The sequence below is a fragment of the Halorubrum amylolyticum genome (assembly GCF_004114995.1).
Classification (GTDB): domain Archaea; phylum Halobacteriota; class Halobacteria; order Halobacteriales; family Haloferacaceae; genus Halorubrum; species Halorubrum amylolyticum.
The window spans coordinates 63,009-78,255 of the sequence record NZ_SDJP01000015.1; the positions used below are offsets into that span (position 1 = coordinate 63,009).

Annotated in this window: 15 protein-coding genes and 1 pseudogene; 7 read left to right on the top strand and 9 right to left on the bottom strand. The window is 69.7% G+C overall.

Features of this window, described 5'->3' with window-relative positions; genetic code table 11:
- Positions 1–6 precede the first annotated feature (6 nt).
- Positions 7–243: a CDGSH iron-sulfur domain-containing protein gene (locus ESO89_RS11335; protein WP_128905616.1), complete on the bottom strand. Its 237-nt coding sequence runs from the start codon at positions 241–243 to the stop codon at positions 7–9.
- A gap of 85 nt (positions 244–328) precedes the next feature.
- On the opposite strand from ESO89_RS11335, the gene msrB reads away from it, so the two are divergent.
- Positions 329–766: a peptide-methionine (R)-S-oxide reductase MsrB gene (gene msrB, locus ESO89_RS11340; protein ID WP_128905617.1), complete on the top strand. Its 438-nt coding sequence runs from the start codon at positions 329–331 to the stop codon at positions 764–766.
- A gap of 37 nt (positions 767–803) precedes the next feature.
- On the opposite strand, the gene ESO89_RS11345 is transcribed toward msrB, so the two are convergent.
- The 3 genes from ESO89_RS11345 to ESO89_RS11355 form a co-directional block, all read right to left on the bottom strand.
- Positions 804–1,958 carry an acyl-CoA dehydrogenase family protein gene (locus tag ESO89_RS11345; protein ID WP_128905618.1) on the bottom strand — a complete coding sequence of 385 codons (1,155 nt, stop codon included), beginning with the start codon at positions 1,956–1,958 and terminating at the stop codon, positions 804–806.
- Positions 1,959–2,072: 114 nt separating this feature from the next.
- Positions 2,073–3,212, bottom strand: coding sequence for a pyridoxal phosphate-dependent aminotransferase (locus ESO89_RS11350; RefSeq protein ID WP_128905619.1), 1,140 nt, complete (start codon positions 3,210–3,212; stop codon positions 2,073–2,075).
- Positions 3,209–3,697, bottom strand: coding sequence for an Lrp/AsnC family transcriptional regulator (locus tag ESO89_RS11355; RefSeq protein WP_128905620.1), 489 nt, complete (start codon positions 3,695–3,697; stop codon positions 3,209–3,211). Before ESO89_RS11355 ends, ESO89_RS11350 begins: the two co-directional genes overlap by 4 nt.
- 140 nt (positions 3,698–3,837) lie before the next feature.
- Between ESO89_RS11355 and ESO89_RS11360 the strand changes: the two genes are divergently transcribed.
- Positions 3,838–4,701, top strand: coding sequence for an aldo/keto reductase (locus ESO89_RS11360; RefSeq protein WP_128905621.1), 864 nt, complete (start codon positions 3,838–3,840; stop codon positions 4,699–4,701).
- 32 nt (positions 4,702–4,733) lie between these two features.
- Here the strand turns inward: ESO89_RS11360 and ESO89_RS11365 are convergent, their stop codons facing one another.
- Positions 4,734–6,089, bottom strand: coding sequence for an adenylosuccinate synthase (locus ESO89_RS11365; protein ID WP_128905622.1), 1,356 nt, complete (start codon positions 6,087–6,089; stop codon positions 4,734–4,736).
- Between the two features lie 272 nt (positions 6,090–6,361).
- Between ESO89_RS11365 and ESO89_RS11370 the strand changes: the two genes are divergently transcribed.
- Positions 6,362–6,667, top strand: a complete 306-nt coding sequence (locus ESO89_RS11370; protein ID WP_004045854.1) for a hypothetical protein — start codon at positions 6,362–6,364, stop codon at positions 6,665–6,667.
- Positions 6,668–6,770: 103 nt separating this feature from the next.
- Here ESO89_RS11370 and ESO89_RS11375 read toward each other — a convergent pair whose 3' ends face one another.
- The 3 genes from ESO89_RS11375 to ESO89_RS11385 form a co-directional block, all read right to left on the bottom strand.
- Complete coding sequence (locus ESO89_RS11375; RefSeq protein ID WP_128905623.1) at positions 6,771–9,101, bottom strand: DUF7527 domain-containing protein; 2,331 nt, start codon at positions 9,099–9,101, stop codon at positions 6,771–6,773.
- Positions 9,102–9,215: 114 nt separating this feature from the next.
- The gene (locus ESO89_RS11380) at positions 9,216–9,689 is read right to left on the bottom strand and encodes an NUDIX hydrolase (protein WP_128905624.1); all 474 of its coding nucleotides are present in this window, start codon (positions 9,687–9,689) and stop codon (positions 9,216–9,218) included.
- Between the two features lie 96 nt (positions 9,690–9,785).
- Positions 9,786–10,766 (bottom strand): transcription initiation factor IIB, encoded by a 981-nt coding sequence (locus ESO89_RS11385; protein WP_128905625.1) that lies wholly within the window; start codon positions 10,764–10,766, stop codon positions 9,786–9,788.
- A gap of 312 nt (positions 10,767–11,078) precedes the next feature.
- Here ESO89_RS11385 and ESO89_RS11390 point away from each other — a divergent pair, with 312 nt between their 5' ends.
- Together ESO89_RS11390 and ESO89_RS11395 are read left to right on the top strand one after the other, a co-directional pair.
- Positions 11,079–12,251: a M24 family metallopeptidase gene (locus ESO89_RS11390; RefSeq protein ID WP_128905626.1), complete on the top strand. Its 1,173-nt coding sequence runs from the start codon at positions 11,079–11,081 to the stop codon at positions 12,249–12,251.
- 67 nt (positions 12,252–12,318) lie between these two features.
- Positions 12,319–13,503: an MFS transporter gene (locus ESO89_RS11395; protein ID WP_128905627.1), complete on the top strand. Its 1,185-nt coding sequence runs from the start codon at positions 12,319–12,321 to the stop codon at positions 13,501–13,503.
- 56 nt (positions 13,504–13,559) lie between these two features.
- On the opposite strand, the gene ESO89_RS11400 is transcribed toward ESO89_RS11395, so the two are convergent.
- Positions 13,560–13,796, bottom strand: coding sequence for a hypothetical protein (locus tag ESO89_RS11400; RefSeq protein WP_004045847.1), 237 nt, complete (start codon positions 13,794–13,796; stop codon positions 13,560–13,562).
- A 163-nt stretch (positions 13,797–13,959) separates the two neighbouring features.
- On the opposite strand from ESO89_RS11400, the gene ESO89_RS11405 reads away from it, so the two are divergent.
- Complete coding sequence (locus ESO89_RS11405) at positions 13,960–14,694, top strand: helix-turn-helix domain-containing protein (RefSeq protein WP_128905628.1); 735 nt, start codon at positions 13,960–13,962, stop codon at positions 14,692–14,694.
- Between the two features lie 247 nt (positions 14,695–14,941).
- Positions 14,942–15,247 (top strand): annotated as a pseudogene (locus tag ESO89_RS11410) (hypothetical protein); the annotation flags it as partial.

Sequence of the window (15,247 nt, forward strand, 5' to 3'; positions counted from 1 at the left end):
AGCGACTCACTCCTCGGCGTACGCGATCGCGTCGATCTCGCGTCGCTCTCCATCGGGATCGTCGTTTTCGTACTTGTACACGACGCCGTCCTCCTCGTCGGTCGTCGCGTTGTGCGAGCCGTCACAGAGCGGCTTCGAGTTCGAGAGGCCGCACTCGCAGACGTAGATCATGCCGTCGTCGCCCATGTCGGACTCGTCGAGCTTGGCCGGTCCGCGCTCCTCGTGCGTGACTTCGCGCGCCATAGGAACCGATCCGCCGCGAGGGTGAAACCAGTTGGGTCGTGGCGACCGCCGCAACCCCCTTGCCCGTCGGGTGCGTATCGGTGGTATGAGCGAAACCAACGAGCGCGACGCCGACGACGCCTCGACATCGGCCGACCCCGACGAACTCACCGACGAGGAGTGGCGCGACCGGCTCTCCGAGGAGGAGTACCGCGTGCTCCGCGAGAGCGACACGGAGGCGAAGTTCTCCGGCGAGTACGTCGACCACCACCCCGACGACGGGGAGTACCGCTGTCGGGCCTGCGGCACCGTCCTCTTCGACGCCGAGACGAAGTACGAGTCCGGCTGCGGCTGGCCCGCTTTCTACGCCGCCGAGGAGGAGTCGGTGACGACAACGGTCGACACCAGCCACGGGATGCGCCGCACCGAGGTCCGCTGCGCGAACTGCGACTCGCACCTCGGCCACGTGTTCGACGACGGCCCCGAGCCCACCGGCAAGCGGTTCTGTATCAACTCGGTCGCGATGGAGTACGACGACGAGTAAGTCCGGCGGGCGCCGTCGTCGACGACGGATGGCCGGCTCACATCCCCTCGTCGAGCAGTTCGCGGGCGACGATGTTCTTCTGGATCTCGGTCGTCCCCTCGTAGATCTGGGTGATCTTCGCGTCGCGGTAGAGCCGCTCGACGTCGTGGTCGTTGACGAAACCGGCGCCGCCGTGCACCTGGACCGCCTCGTCGGCGACCTCCACCGCGGTCCGCGAGGCGAACTCCTTGGCCATCGACGCGAGAGCGGTCAGGTCGCCGGCCTCGTTGTCGACCGCCCACGCGGAGCGGTAGGTGAGCCAGCGCGCGGCCTCGGTGTTCGTGTGCATCTCCGCGAGCTTGTGTTTGATCGCCTGGAAGTCGCTGATCGGGCGGTCGAACTGCTCTCGCTCCTCGGCGTACTCCAAGGCGCGCTCGGCGGCGCCGCGGGCGATGCCGACCCCCTGCGCGGCGACCGCGGTGCGCGTCTCGTCGAAGAACTGCATGAGCTGGAGGAAGCCCATCCCGCGCTGGCCGATCAGGTTCTCCTCGGGGACCTGCACGTCGTCGAACCGGAGCTCGGCCGTGTCGCTCGCGCGGATGCCGAGCTTCCCGGTGATCTTGTCGCGGGTGAGCCCGTCGCGGTCGCCCTCGACGAGGATCTGTGAGTAGCCGGAGTAGCGGTCGTCGATCTCGGGGTCGGTCTCGCAGACGACGACGAAGTAGTCGGCGACGGTGCCGTTCGTGATCCACATCTTCGAGCCGTTGATCACCCACTCGTCGCCGTCCTTTCGAGCACGGGTCGCCACCGAGGTCACGTCGGAACCGGCCTGCGGCTCCGAGATGGCCGACCCCATCACCGCGTCGCCCGCGGTCACCTCGGGGAGGACGCGCTCCTTCTGGGATTCGGTGCCGAACTCCATCAGCGCTTCCGCGCCGAAGCCGGCGCTGGAGACGCAGAGGCCGATCCCGGGATCGGCGGCGAACAGCTCTTCGGTGAGGATCGCGTTCTCCAGCGCGGAGTATCCGACGCCCCCGTACTCGACCGGAACGTGCGGCGCGAGCAGTCCCATGTCGGCCGCCTTCTCCATCACCTCGTGGGGGTACTCCTCTTCCACGTCGTACTCGGTCGCGACCGGTCGGATCTCCTCGTCGGCGAACCGCCTGACCTCCTCGCGAAGCTGCTTCTGCTCGTCCGTGAGCTGGAACTCCATGCCCCGACGATCTGGGTAACCCGTGATAATCGTTGGCGAACGCCGAACAATTCGCGAAGAGTTGTTCGTTTATCGGCGCCGCGACGACGGCCCGGTGCGAGGCGTCGGGGCTCCTCAGCGGTTCTCGACGAACGTCGCGATCCGGTCGGTGGCCTCCTTCAGCTCGCGCATCGAGGTCGCGTACGACACTCGAAGGTGACCCTCGCCTCCCTCGCCGAAGACGGAGCCGGGGACGACCGCGACCCCCTGTGCCTCCAGCAGCTCCTCGGCGAAGGCCTCGTCGTCGCCGCCGCAGTCCGGGAACGCGTAGAACGCGCCGCCGGGCTCGAAGGTGTCGAGGCCCATCTCGTTGAACCGGGAGACGACCAGCCGCCGTCGCCGGTTGTACTCCTCAACCATCTCTGCGACCTCGTCGTCGCAGCGGTCGAGCGCCTCGCAAGCGGCGTACTGCGGCGTCGTCGGCGCCGACAGCATCGTGTACTGATGGATGCGGTTCATCGCGTCGATGGCGTCGGTCGGACCCAGCGCGTACCCGAGCCGGAGTCCCGTCATCGCGTAGGCCTTCGAGAACCCGTTGACGACGACGGTGCGCTCGTGCATCCCCGGCTGGGTCGCGATCGAGGCGTGATCGGCGCCGTAGGTGAGCGCGGAGTAGATCTCGTCGGCGATCACGCGGAGGTCGTTGTCGCGGCAGAACGCCGCGACCTCGGCGTACTCCTCCTCGGTCATCGTTGCGCCCGTGGGGTTGTTCGGGTAACAGAGCACGAGCAGGTCCGCATCGGCGGCGCCCGCCGCTTCCAGCGCGGCTCGGGTGAGCGCGAAATCGTCCTCGGTGCGCGTGGGGACCGTGAGCTGCTCGCCGCCCGCCAGCTCGATCCCCGGGCCGTAGGAGATGTACGTCGGCTCGTGGACCGCGACCGTGTCGCCGGGGTCGATCAGCGCGCGGAGCGCGAGGTCGACCGCCTCGCTCGCGCCCGTCGTGACGAGCACCTCGTCACCCGGGTCGTACGACTGGTCGTAGCGCTGGTGGTGGTCCGCGATCCGCTCGCGGAGCGCGGCCATCCCGCGGTTCGAGGTGTAGGAGGTCTTCCCGCGTTCGAGCGACTCGATCGCGGCGTTGCGGGCGGCCCACGGCGCCGAGAAGTCCGGCTCGCCGACCCCCAGCGAGATCACGTCGTCGCGCGCCTCCGCGAGCTCGAAGAACTTCCGAATCCCCGACTCGGGGAGGTCGCGCGCGCGGTCGGACAGCCTCATGGCGAGACGGAGAGGCGGTCGTCGTCGTCGCCGTCCTCGAACCGGATCCCGCCGTCCTTGTAGGTCTCCATGATGTAGTGGGTCACCGTCTGGGTGACCTCGGGCATGGGCGCGACCTGCTCGGAGATGAACCGCGAGACGTCTTCCATCGTCTCGCCGAGCACCTCGACGGCGAAGTCGTAGTCGCCGGAGACGAGGTGGAGCGCGTCGACCGCGGGGAACTTCGCGATCCGGTCGGCCACCTGCTCGTACCCCGTCTCGCGGTCGAGCTCGACGTTGATTTCGACGATCGCCCGGATCTTCCCCTCGTCGACGCGGTCCCAGTCGACGACCGCTTGGTAGCCGTGAACCACGTTGTCCGCCTCCAGCGCGTCGATCGCTTCTGCTACCGCGTCCGCGTCGAGGCCCGTCTGGGCCGCGATGTCGTCGATGTCCTCGCGGGCGTTCCGCGCCAACACGTCGAGTACCTCGCGCTCGGCGTCCATACCCTAAGATTACGCGGGGGCGGTTTATTAGTAGCGACGCGCGCAAGACGGGCCACTCGCCGCGGCATCCGAAAGCGACCCTCGGAGCACGACCTTCCGCCATCCCCACCGCTTTCCGCGTGGCGCGCGACCCTCCGACCATGGCTTCAGACACCACCAGCCGGAGCGAGACGTTCGACATCGGCGGCGACCTGACCGTCAATCGGCTCGGCTTCGGGGCGATGCGGATCACCGGCGAGGACATCATCGGCCGACCCGCCGACGAGGAGGAGGCCAAGCGGGTCCTCCGGCGCGCGGTCGATCTCGGCGTCGACTTCGTCGATAGCGCCGACTCCTACGGCCCGGGCGTCTCCGAGCGGCTGATCGGCGAGGCGCTCGACGACCCCGACGACGCCGTCGTCGCCTCGAAGGCGGGCCTGCTCCGCACCCGCGAGGGCGACTGGCTCCCCCACGGCGACCCCGACTTCCTGAAGAATCAGGTTCTGTGTAGCCTCGACCGACTCGACACCGACACGATCGACCTGTACCAGTACCACCGCCCGGACCCCGACACCGACTTCGAGGAGTCGGTCCACGCGTTCGCGGAGATGAAAGACGCCGGGCAGGTCGCCCACGTCGGCCTCTCGAACGTCACCGTCGAACAGTTAGAGACCGCCACCGAGATCGTCGATATCGCCACCGTCCAGAATCGGTACAACGTCGGCCACCGCGACGACGAGGACGTGCTGCGAGCCTGCGAGGAAAAGGGCGTGGGATTCATCCCGTGGGGGCCGATGTACGCCGTCGACGAGGACGAGGCGGCCTCTACCCTCGACGAGGTCGCCGACCGCCGCGGCGCGACGACCCGACAGGTCGCGCTCGCGTGGCTGTTAGCGCACTCGGACGTGACGCTCCCGATCCCGGGCACGTCGAGCGTCGACCACCTCGAATCGAACCTCGCGGCCGCGGACCTGTCGCTGACGGCTGAGGACATGGCCGCGCTGAACGGCATCGATCCGCAGTAACCGCAAAATCTGAACCGCTGACGGGAGGTCGCCTACTCGTCGAACGGGTTCGTCAGCTCGACCGTCTCCTCGCGGTCGGGACCGACGCCGATCGCGTAGATCGGGGTGTCGATCTCATCGGCGACGAACTCGAGGTACTCGCGGGCCGCCTCGGGAAGCGCGTCGTAGCCGGCCTCGGCGACGGCGGCCGAGTCGAACTCCTCCCAGGTGTCGAGCGTCTCGTACACCGGCTCACACCGCTCCCACCGGCCGGTCGTGGTCGGGACGGTGTCGAGCTCCTCGCTGTCCAGTTCGTAGGCGGTGCACACCTTCAGCTCGTCGAGGCCGGCGAGCACGTCGACGTGGTTGACCGCGACGCCGGTGAACCCGGAGACGCGCGCGGCGTGCCGGAGCATGGGGAGGTCGAGCCAGCCGATTCTGCGGGGGCGACCGGTGACGGTGCCGAACTCGCCGCCCCGCTCGCGGATGTCGTCCGCGAGCGCCTCCTCGTCGGCGTCGCCGTCCAGCTCGGTCGGGAGCGGCCCCTCGCCGACCCGCGAGAGGTACGCCTTCACGATGCCGACGACCTCGCCGTCGCCGACCGTCGTGACGCCGAACCCGGAGCCGACGGACGCGGCGCCGGCGGTCGGGTTCGAGGAGGTGACGAACGGGTAGTTCCCGTGGTCGACGTCGATGTGGGTGCCCTGCGCGCCCTCGAAGAGGATCTCGTCGCCCGCCTCGTGACGCCGGTGGAGGTAGTCGGAGCAGTTGACGGTCATCCCCTCGTCGGCGAGGCGCTCGCCGATCGCGGCGAACTCCTCGTGGAGCGCGTCGACGTCGAACGCCTCGGCGCGGTCGTCGTCGCCCGCAAGGTCGAGCTCGTACACGTCCTCGACGAGCGCGCGCTTCTGCGGAACGACGTATTCGAGCTTCTCGCGGAGCACGTCGGGGTCGAGCAGATCGGCGATCCGGATTCCGCGACGCCCGGCCTTGTCCTCGTAGGTCGGGCCGATGCCGCGGCCGGTCGTGCCGACCGCATCGCCGGCGTCGTCGTCCGCCTTGACCTCCTCTTCGATCCCGTCCAGCACGCGGTGGTACGGCATGATGACGTGCGCCCGACGGGCGACCCGCACGTCGGGGTCGAGCCCGCGCTCGCGCAGGTCGTCGATCTCGGTGAACAGCGTCTTCGGGTTGACGACGCAGCCGTTGCCGAGGATACCGATCGTTCCCCGGACCGCGCCGCTCGGCACGAGCGACAGCTTGTACTCGACGCCGCCCTCGACGACGGTGTGGCCGGCGTTGTCGCCGCCCTGATAACGGACTACGACGTCCGCGTCCCCTCCCCACCGGTCGACGAGCGCGCCCTTGCCCTCGTCTCCCAGCTGGGAGCCGACGATGGTGAGTGTCATACGACCCGGTGGTTCCGGGCGGGGGGTAAAACCGATTACGGTCCAGCGCCGAGAATACACCACGAACGTGCATTAGATATGTGATGTATGCGCGTGGCTATCGTCGTTCGTGCAGATACCCCCCGCTATCGGCGACGGAGCGACCCGATCGATCCGGCGGCGTCGTGATCGAATGCGTTAACTACACCCACGTCAAAGCGCCGGGTCGAACGATTCCGGGGCGGTCCCCGACAGCAACTTTTAAACAGGGGCATGACGAGTTAACATGTGCCATGATAGATCGACTAGAGAAGGAGGTAGACATGCTGGAACGTCACCTCCAAGTCCTGCGGATGGTCATCGAGAACGAGCCGATCGGCATCGTGAAGATGTCGAACGAGACCGGGTACCCCCATCACAAGGTCCGCTACTCGCTGCGCGTCCTCGAGGAGGAAAACCTCATCGAGCCGTCCAGTCAGGGCGCGATCACGACTGAGCGCACCCACGAGTTCGTCGACGAACTCGACGAGAAGCTCGACGAGACGGTCGACAAGCTCGGCTCCATGCGGATCGACGACGCCGCAGAGCTCGAGAACTGAACCGATTCGACTTCGCGCGAGGCGGCGCACGGATCGCGTTGTGACGGCGGAACTGCCCGCGTTTTGATCGGACGCCGATCGGGGTTCCAGTTCGACCCGCCAGCTACAGGTCCGGAACCGTCATGTGGAACCCGCCGTCGCGGGCCTCGACCAGACAGAGGTGGTACCCCTGCTTGCGCGAGAGCTTCACGAAGCTCGCGCGCTTCGACCGGCTGAACAGCCCGCCGCCGACCGCGTCGCTCGCGGTCTCCAACGCGCCCGGCTCGAAGAAGCTCTCCGTCACCGCGAACGCCGCGGCGAACGGCTCGTTCGATCCGGCGATGTCGCGGCCGTTCTCGACGAGCGACTCCAGCGTCCCCTCGGCGGTCGGGTCGCGGCTGTCGTTGAGGTCGGCGATGAACAGCGGGTTCCCCATCCGGTCGCGCAACACGAGGTCGAACGAGCGCTGCTCGCGGGTCTCCTGACCGTTCTCGCGGATCGCGATCGAGACGGACCCGCCGATCTCCGCGCGGTCGACTTCCGGGATGGCGTCGTACAGGTCCCGGAGCACGCTCTGGTTACCGGTGCCGCTCACCTCGAACGGGAGGTCCTCGACGAGCCACCGGGTGAAGCCGTACTCGATGGTGTCCTCCAAGAACTCCTCGTACGGGCGACCGTCGACCGCCAGCCCGTCGGTCTCGAAGCTCGTGTGGTGTTCGATCCGGAGGTTCTCGCGGAGCTCCTCGCGATCGACCGTCCCGTCGTGGGCGTCTTCGAGCGTCGCCCCGCCCTTGGACTCGTACCTGACGAAGAGGTTCGTCCCGCTGCGCGCCTCAGCCGGCGATATCGTTCGGTCCCTCTCCGGCAGCCGGTCGCGGGCGGCCGACAGCTCCGACTGCAGCCGGTCGCGCTCCTCGCGGAGCGTCGACAGCTCCGACTGCAGTCGGTCGACCTCCGTCGCGAGGTCGTCGCGCTCGGCTTCCAGCGACTTCCGCTTCCGCTCCGCGGCTTCGAGCGCGTTCTCGAGCTTCTCGACCCGCTCGGCCCCCTGTCCGCCGCTCCGCGAGCCCGCCGGGCGCTGCGAGACGGCCGACCGGTTCGACGCGCCCCGATCGGTCGAGCGCGGCTCAGGGGGGCGATCGGCGTCGCGTCCGCCGGCCGCGTCGGCGTCGCCGCGGCGGGCGTCGTCCCGCGACCGCCGGCGCGCGTTCGCCCCGTTCGCTCCGCTCTGATCGCCCGATCGGCGCCCCGACCGACCGGAGGCGCTTCCGTCTCGCTCGGCCGGCGGATCGCTCGCCTCGGCGGGGTCGAGCGCGGGGATCGACTTCTGCTCGCGCCACTGCTCCTCCTCGGAGAACACGTCGTCGCTCGGCCGGTCCCCCTCGGCGTCCGGCGCATCGGTCGGCCCCTCGCCGGTCGGCGCCGACGGGTCCGCGCCCGACGACCGCGCCTCGTCCGCGTCGGCGTCCGCCTCGGCCCCCGCGTCCGAGGTGTCCGAGACATCCGAGGCGTCCGTGACGGTCGCGCCGTCCGCGTCCGCGGCCGCCGCGGCCTCGCCGGTCGGACCGCCCCCGTCGGAGTCCGTCCCGCCCTCGTCGGCGTGCGCTCCCTCACCGGGGGCCGAATCCGCGTCTCGGTCCGCGGCGGCCGTCGGAGCCGCTGTCGCCCCCCCGGCCGCCGCGGACCGGGAGTCGGCCGGCCCGTCGCGGGTCGTCCCGTCGCCGACGGCCGGGCCGTCTCCCGTTCGATCGGGGCCCGCCGAGTCGGCGCCCGCCCGATCGGCGGTCGGTTCCTCGCGGTCGTCCCCCGTGTCGCCCGTTCCGTTCGAGCCGTCGCTCGCAGGCGCGTCGCCCGCGGGCGACGCGTCCGTCGCTGCGTCGTCATCCGTCGCTGCGTCGTCGTCCGTCGCTGCGTCGCCGTCCGGGATCTCTCTGACGTTCAGATCGACCTCGTAGACGGTGTAGATCCCGACCTCGTCGTCCGCCAGCTCGAAGGCATCCGCGCCGGTTTCGAGCCGCCGCGAGTTGCCGACGTACGCCGCGGCCATCGACTCGCCGGCGGTGTAGGTGACGTAGTAGTCGCCGGAGAGCACGTTCTCCGACAGCTCGACGTAGCCGGTGAACCCGCCCTGCGAGAGCTTCCGGTCGGCCTCCGAGAGCGGCGTGTCGTTCGTGTAGTACTGCGCCCGCGGCTCGCCGCCCTGCTCCTGCATGGCGAACAGGACCGGGAGGACCTCGGCCGGCGCCTGATACACGGTCCCGGAGGCGTCCGCGAACGCGTCGAGGTCGGCGCCGGCGGTACCGACGACGCGGCCCTCGAACACGAACAGCCACCCCGTGCCGTTCGTCACCGCGCCGGAGAACCCTCGGTCGACGAGACGCCCGAGCCCCGCGAACCCGTCCGAGAATTCCCGGGCGTCCCACCCGGTGATCTCCGCTCTTCGCTCTGCGTCCATTCTTGGGTTTATGTCGCCTGCAACGACCCAAATACCTTCCGGAGCGTGAGACGGTCGTCTGACGCCGGCCGTCGGTCGACCCGCCCTCAATGTCGATTTTTACCGCGCTTTCGGCTACGCCCCGTCGACGGCGGCGATCGCCTCGCGGCCGAGTTCGATCACGTCGCGCTGGAGGTCGCTCTCGGCCAGTTCCGCCGGCGTGTACCAGCGCCAGCCGTCGGGGTCGACCTCGTCCGCGCCGTCCGGCGCGATCTCGCGGGAGCCGACCCGGGCGTAGTAGAGGTGGTCGACGTGCTGGTGGCCGACCGACCCGTCCTCGTGGACGTTGATGTCGTGGAGCATGAGGTGGGCCGGCTCCGGGAGCCCGCGCGTGTTCGGCCCCGCGATCGACGACTCGGTCGCGACGAGATCCGCCTCCAGCCCCGTCTCCTCGCGGACCTCCCGGAGCGCGGCCTCGTGAGGGAGTTCGTCGCGGTCGACGTGCCCGCCCGGCGGGAGCCGGATCCCGAGCCGATCGTGGGCGTGGAGCGCGGTCGCGCCGTCGTTGACGACGTACGTCGTCGCCGTGAAGTGGCGAGTGGTCTCCATACCCGTGGCTCGGCCCCCGATGGCTTGGGCGTTCGGAAAAACGGCGGATGTCGACGGCGTCAGTTCAGTCGGGTCGAGTCGGGCCGAGAGACGGCGTCAGTTCAGCGCGACGGCGTCCTCGGCCTCCAACAGCTCGTGGTATCGGTTCCGGATGGTGACCTCGCTGATGTTCGCGACGTCGCTGACCTCGCTCTGGGTCACCTTCTCGTTGACGAGCAGCGAGGCGGCGTAGACGGCGGCGGCCGCGAGCCCGACCGGGGACTTGCCCGAGTGAATTCCCTGCGACTTCGCGGTGTCGAGCAGCGAGCGCGCCCGGCGCTCCGCCTCGTCGGAGAGCCCCAGGTCGGAGGCGAACCGGGGGACGTAGCTCTCGGGGTCTGCGGGCTGGATCTCCAGCTTGAGCTCGCGGACGACGTAGCGGTACGTCCGGGCGATCTCGTCCTTCTCGACGCGGGAGACGGCCGAGATCTCGTCGAGGCTCCGCGGGGTCCCGGCCTGCCGGGCGGCGGCGTACAGCGACGCCGTCGACACGCCCTCGATGGAGCGGCCGGGAAGCAGGTCCTCGTCGAGCGCGCGGCGGTAGATGACGGAGGCGGTCTCGCGGACGTTGTCCGGGAGGCCGAGCGCCGACGCCATGCGGTCGATCTCGCCGAGCGCCTGCTTCAGGTTGCGCTCCTTCGAGTCGCGGGTGCGGAACCGCTCGTTCCAGGTGCGCAGCCGCTGCATCTTCTCTCGCTGGCGGCTGGACAGCGACTTGCCGTAGGCGTCCTTGTTCTGCCAGCCGATGTTCGTCGACAGCCCCTTGTCGTGCATCATGTTCGTCGTCGGGGCGCCCACGCGGCTCTTCTCGTCTTTCTCCTTCGAGTCGAACGCGCGCCACTCCGGCCCGCGGTCGATCTCGTTCTCCTCGACGACGAGCCCGCAGTCGAAGCAGACGGTCTCGCCGTGCTCCGTGTCGGTCGCGAGCTGGCCGCCGCACTCCGGGCAGCGCAGCTCCTCGTCGGCCGACTCGGTCTCCGATTCGGATTCGCTCTCGTCGACGTGCTCCGCCGTGTACGTTCGAACGTTTTCGCTCATTGGTTAGTTCAAGTGGAGGGAACGAGGGGACCGAGAGACGCGTCTCGGTTGGTTTTCCTCACCGTCACGTAAGCGTCGGAAATATTTAAATGTTTGGTGAATTTTCGGATCGAAGAAGAACCGGAAGAGCGGTTCACGAGGCGCTGTTCGACGAGTATTGCCGGTTTTTCGGCCAACCTTAACGCCGCTCGGATCGGGCGGGCTCTCGACGGCGCGCACTATATAGCTATTTCGCGGCGCGAGCGGCGTCTCGAACGCCGAGCGGGGTTCCGCGAGGACAACGGATTTGGGGGGCGGCCGAGCAGGTGACGTATGAACCGCGCTCGACTCGACGACCGGCTCGCCGACTTGGACACGGACGGCTACCTGATCGACGCCTCGCAGGACGACGCCAACCAGCTGTACCTCTCCGGGTTCACCGGCCCCGACCCCTTCCTCACGCTGTACGCCGACGGCGAGGTTCACCTCCTCGTCAGCGGGCTGGAGTACGGCCGCGCCCGCGAGGAGGCGACCGCCGACACGGTCGAGCGCCACGCCGACTACGACTACGAGTACGGCGGCCGCGAGGCACGCAACGACATGTACGCCCGGTTCGTTCGCGACAAGGGCGTCGACTTCGTCTCGATGCCGCCGCGCGGCCCGGTCGGCACCGCGGACGCACTCCGCGAGCGCGGGATCGATGTCGCCGTCGACGCCGACGACCGACTCCAAGACGTTCGGGCGGTCAAGACCGACGCGGAGGTCGGGGCGATCCGCGAGGCCCAGCGCGCCAACGAGGCCGCGATGCGGGCCGCCGAGGAGCTGATCGCCGGCGTCGACGTGGCCGGCGAGAGCGACGACGCGGAGCGGGGAGTTCTGCTCCACGGGGGCGAACCGCTCACCAGCGAGCAGGTGGCCCAGGAGATCGAGATGACGCTCCTGCGGCACGGCTGCGCGCTCGACCAGACGATCGTCGCCGGCGGCGCGCAGGCCGCGGACCCCCACGACCGCGGGTCGGGGGCGCTCCGGGCGAACGAGGCGATCATCGTCGACATCTTCCCGCGGTCGAAGGCGACGAAGTACAACGCCGACATGACCCGGACGTTCTGCGTCGGCGAGCCGAGCGAGACGCTCCGCGAGTGGTACGACCTCACCGAGCGCGCCCTCGACGCCGCGCTCGACGCGGTCGAGCCGGGCGCGACCGGCGAGGACGTGCACGCGGCGGCCTGCGAGGTGTACGAGGACGCCGGCGAGCCGACGTTCCGGACCGACCCCGAGACGGAGACGGGGTTCATCCACTCCACCGGCCACGGGGTCGGCCTCGACGTCCACGAGTCCCCCCGGCTCGCGAGCGGCGGGGAGGAGCTGGAGCCCGGCCACGTGATCACCGTCGAGCCCGGGCTCTACGACCCCGAGGTGGGCGGCGTCCGGATCGAGGACATCGCCGTCGTCACCGAGGACGGCTACGAGAACTTCACGGAGTACTCGATCGAGTTCGAGGTCTGACGACACCACATCCGGTTCGGTTGGCCGCGACCGGAACCCGCTTTGACCCGGGTCGAGAACGGCGACCGTGAACTGGCGGTACAAACACACCGCGCTCGCGCTCTGTACGCTCGCGTTCACCGCGACGATGGTCGCGCGGCTGGTGATCAGCCCGCTGATCCCCCAGATCCGCGTCGAGTTCGGCGTCACGAACGCGACCGTCGGGCTGGGGCTGTCGGGGATGTGGCTGGCGTACGCGCTCGCGCAGTTCCCCTCCGGCGTGCTCGGCGACCGGTACGGCGAGCGAACCGTCATCCTGACCGCCGTCGGCGCCACCGCGGTCGCCTCCCTGCTCATCTCCGCCTCCCCGTCGATCGTCGCGTTCATCGCCTTCGCCGTCGTCCTCGGCGCCGGCGCGGGGCTCCACTACACGGTGGCGACGACCTTCCTCACGCGGCGGTTCGACGACATCGGCCGCGCCATCGGCGTCCACGTCGCCGGCGGGCCGGTCGCGGGGCTCGCCGCCCCGCCGCTGGCCGCGCTCGTCGGGTCGCGGTACGGCTGGCGCGCCGGCATCGCGCTCGGCGTGGCCGCCGCGGTCCCCGTGTTCGTCCTGTTCGCGTGGCGGGTTCGGCCCACCGAGCCGCTCCGGCCCGATCAGGCGATGCGGGAGCGGTTCGCGCTCGGACCGCTCGCGGAGCTGCTCTCCCGGCCCCGAATCCTCTACACGACCGCGCTGTCGACGATGGGCGCGTTCACGTGGCAGGCGACCGCCTCCTTCCTCCCGACGTTCCTCGAGTTCGGGACGGGGCTGTCGGGCGGGCTGTCGGCGCTGTTGTTCTCGCTGTACTTCCTCGTCCACGGCGCGACGCAGCCGGTGACGGGGTCGATATCGGACCGGATCGGGCGCGACGCGACCGTGATGGCGACGATGGCCGCCGGCGTCGTCGGCTACGGCCTGCTCGTCGCGGCGGCGGAGTTCGGGTTCGGCCGCCCCGCGATCGTCGTCGGCGTCGGGTTCGTCGGCCTCGCGATGTCGTGGGGCGCGCCGCTGCAGTCGCGGTTCATGGACCTCCTCTCGGACGCCGAGCGCGGCGCCGGATTCGGACTCGTCAGGACCGCGTACATGGTCGTCGGCGCGTCGGGGAGCGTCGTCGTCGGCGCGGTCTCGGACGCCGCCGGCTGGACGGTCGCGTTCGGGCTGCTCGCCGGCGTGATGGGGCTCGCGCTGACCGCGCTGCTGGCGAACCGGGCGCTGCGGCTCGGCTACTAGCGGACCGGCCGCCGGCCGCCGGACGGTTTAACAAGAATCAGTGGCGGGGGAGCCGACTACAGGCGGTCGTCTTCGAGACTTCCCGGGTCCTCCGCCGTGTCGAACATGTTGTTCTCGGCGCCGTCGAGCATCTCGTCGCGGGGCTCGTCGTCGACGACGCTCACGTTGTACGCTTCGATGCCGGAGGCGATCAGGTCCTCGGCGGCCTGCTCCTCGGAGACGAACTCCTGTTCGGCGAGCTGCTGGAACTCCGCGTACACGTCGTCGGACAGGTTCAGCTCGAAGGTGGGCATACGCACCCGTTCCGGCCGGACGCTTTTAAGCGTTCCCTCGCCGGTGACGGCCGGTGCGGGGCCGAGACGCGCTCTTCGAGTTCGGGCGGTTGAGTCCGGCGGAGGGGGAAATATGGACGGCCTCCAAGCTTTTTCGGAGCCGGCGTCGTACCCGCAACCACCCGTGACCGACACGATCCAGGTCCGACTGGCGGCCGCCGCCTGCGATCGCTGTCCCGTCGCCGCGCTCTCGGAACGGACGCCCCTGCGGGAGGTCCGAGTCGACCCCGTCGACGAGCGCGTCGACTTCGTCGCGGACGAGGTCCCGACCGACACGCCGAGCGACGTCGAGCTACTGGAGTTCGCCGGAGAGATCCATGGGCGGTACGACCTCGACCGCGAGGTCTGCGATCACGGACCGCGCGACCGCGATCACGGACCGCACGGCCGCGATCCCGCCGACCCCGACGCGACCGCCTCGCCCCCCGACGACGCCTGCGGCTCCTGCGCCTGTGCCGGGTTTTCGCCCGCGTTCTCCGGCTTCCCGGTGTCGCCGCGCGAGACGCGGATCGACGACGGCGAGCTGATCGCCACCTTCGTGTTGACCGGGTACGGCGAGCTGCGGGCGATCGTCGACGCGTTCGGCGCGGCGGAGGTCCGTCGAATCCTCGTCGATCGGGACCCGGACGACGGCGACGGGGGCGCGCGATCGGACGTGACCCCCGTCGACCTCTCCGACGTGACGGAGCGACAGGCGACGGTCGCCGCCGTCGCGGTCGAGAAGGGGTACTTCGATCCGGACGGCGCCACCGCCGACGAGATCGCCGCCGACCTCGATCTGGCCAAGTCGACCGTCTCGGAGCACCTCCGGCTCGTGACGGCGACCGTGCTGTCTCAGCTGTTCGGTGGCGATGCGTAGCCGGCCGGCGCGGTCGCGATCGCTCGGGGATTACACTTAAATCCCCGAATAGTTCGGGAGTAGCTAGTTGTTCGTTTCCGGTCCAACGTTACGATGTGTCACATCTCTGTGCGACGTAATTACCGTCGAACAGACGCACGGGTATCGCGATCTCACGAGCGATCGCCGCGGCGGACGGCGGGCCGGCGCCGCGGGAGCGCGCCCGCACCGCCGAGCCGGCTCATCCACACGACACACGAGACACACAATGGATCGACGAACGATCGCCGTCCTCCTCATCGTACTCGCCGTGCTGCTGCCGACGTGGTACGTCGGACTCCACGGTGAGCCGCCCTCGGAGGAGGTTCGGATCGACCAGAGCGTGAGCGAGATGCAACCGCTGGAGGGGTTCGCGGACACGCCGAACAAGCTCTCGCCGAGTCAGGTCGGCGTGATCGTCTGGGTCGCGCTGCTCGGGCTCTTGGGAGCCATGGCGTTCTTCCACCGCTTCATGAACCGGGCCGCGCGGCCCGACGCGAGCGGCGGCGGCCCCGGTGACGCGGCCGACGCGGCC

What these genes read in the sequence shown, in the direction of transcription:
- ESO89_RS11335 (WP_128905616.1), bottom strand. Translation starts at nt 243, where the DNA reads ATGGCGCGCGAAGTCACGCACGAGGAGCGCGGACCGGCCAAGCTCGAC.
- msrB (WP_128905617.1), top strand. Translation starts at nt 329, where the DNA reads ATGAGCGAAACCAACGAGCGCGACGCCGACGACGCCTCGACATCGGCC.
- ESO89_RS11345 (WP_128905618.1), bottom strand. Translation starts at nt 1,958, where the DNA reads ATGGAGTTCCAGCTCACGGACGAGCAGAAGCAGCTTCGCGAGGAGGTC.
- ESO89_RS11350 (WP_128905619.1), bottom strand. Translation starts at nt 3,212, where the DNA reads ATGAGGCTGTCCGACCGCGCGCGCGACCTCCCCGAGTCGGGGATTCGG.
- ESO89_RS11355 (WP_128905620.1), bottom strand. Translation starts at nt 3,697, where the DNA reads ATGGACGCCGAGCGCGAGGTACTCGACGTGTTGGCGCGGAACGCCCGC.
- ESO89_RS11360 (WP_128905621.1), top strand. Translation starts at nt 3,838, where the DNA reads ATGGCTTCAGACACCACCAGCCGGAGCGAGACGTTCGACATCGGCGGC.
- ESO89_RS11365 (WP_128905622.1), bottom strand. Translation starts at nt 6,089, where the DNA reads ATGACACTCACCATCGTCGGCTCCCAGCTGGGAGACGAGGGCAAGGGC.
- ESO89_RS11370 (WP_004045854.1), top strand. Translation starts at nt 6,362, where the DNA reads ATGATAGATCGACTAGAGAAGGAGGTAGACATGCTGGAACGTCACCTC.
- ESO89_RS11375 (WP_128905623.1), bottom strand. Translation starts at nt 9,101, where the DNA reads ATGGACGCAGAGCGAAGAGCGGAGATCACCGGGTGGGACGCCCGGGAA.
- ESO89_RS11380 (WP_128905624.1), bottom strand. Translation starts at nt 9,689, where the DNA reads ATGGAGACCACTCGCCACTTCACGGCGACGACGTACGTCGTCAACGAC.
- ESO89_RS11385 (WP_128905625.1), bottom strand. Translation starts at nt 10,766, where the DNA reads ATGAGCGAAAACGTTCGAACGTACACGGCGGAGCACGTCGACGAGAGC.
- ESO89_RS11390 (WP_128905626.1), top strand. Translation starts at nt 11,079, where the DNA reads ATGAACCGCGCTCGACTCGACGACCGGCTCGCCGACTTGGACACGGAC.
- ESO89_RS11400 (WP_004045847.1), bottom strand. Translation starts at nt 13,796, where the DNA reads ATGCCCACCTTCGAGCTGAACCTGTCCGACGACGTGTACGCGGAGTTC.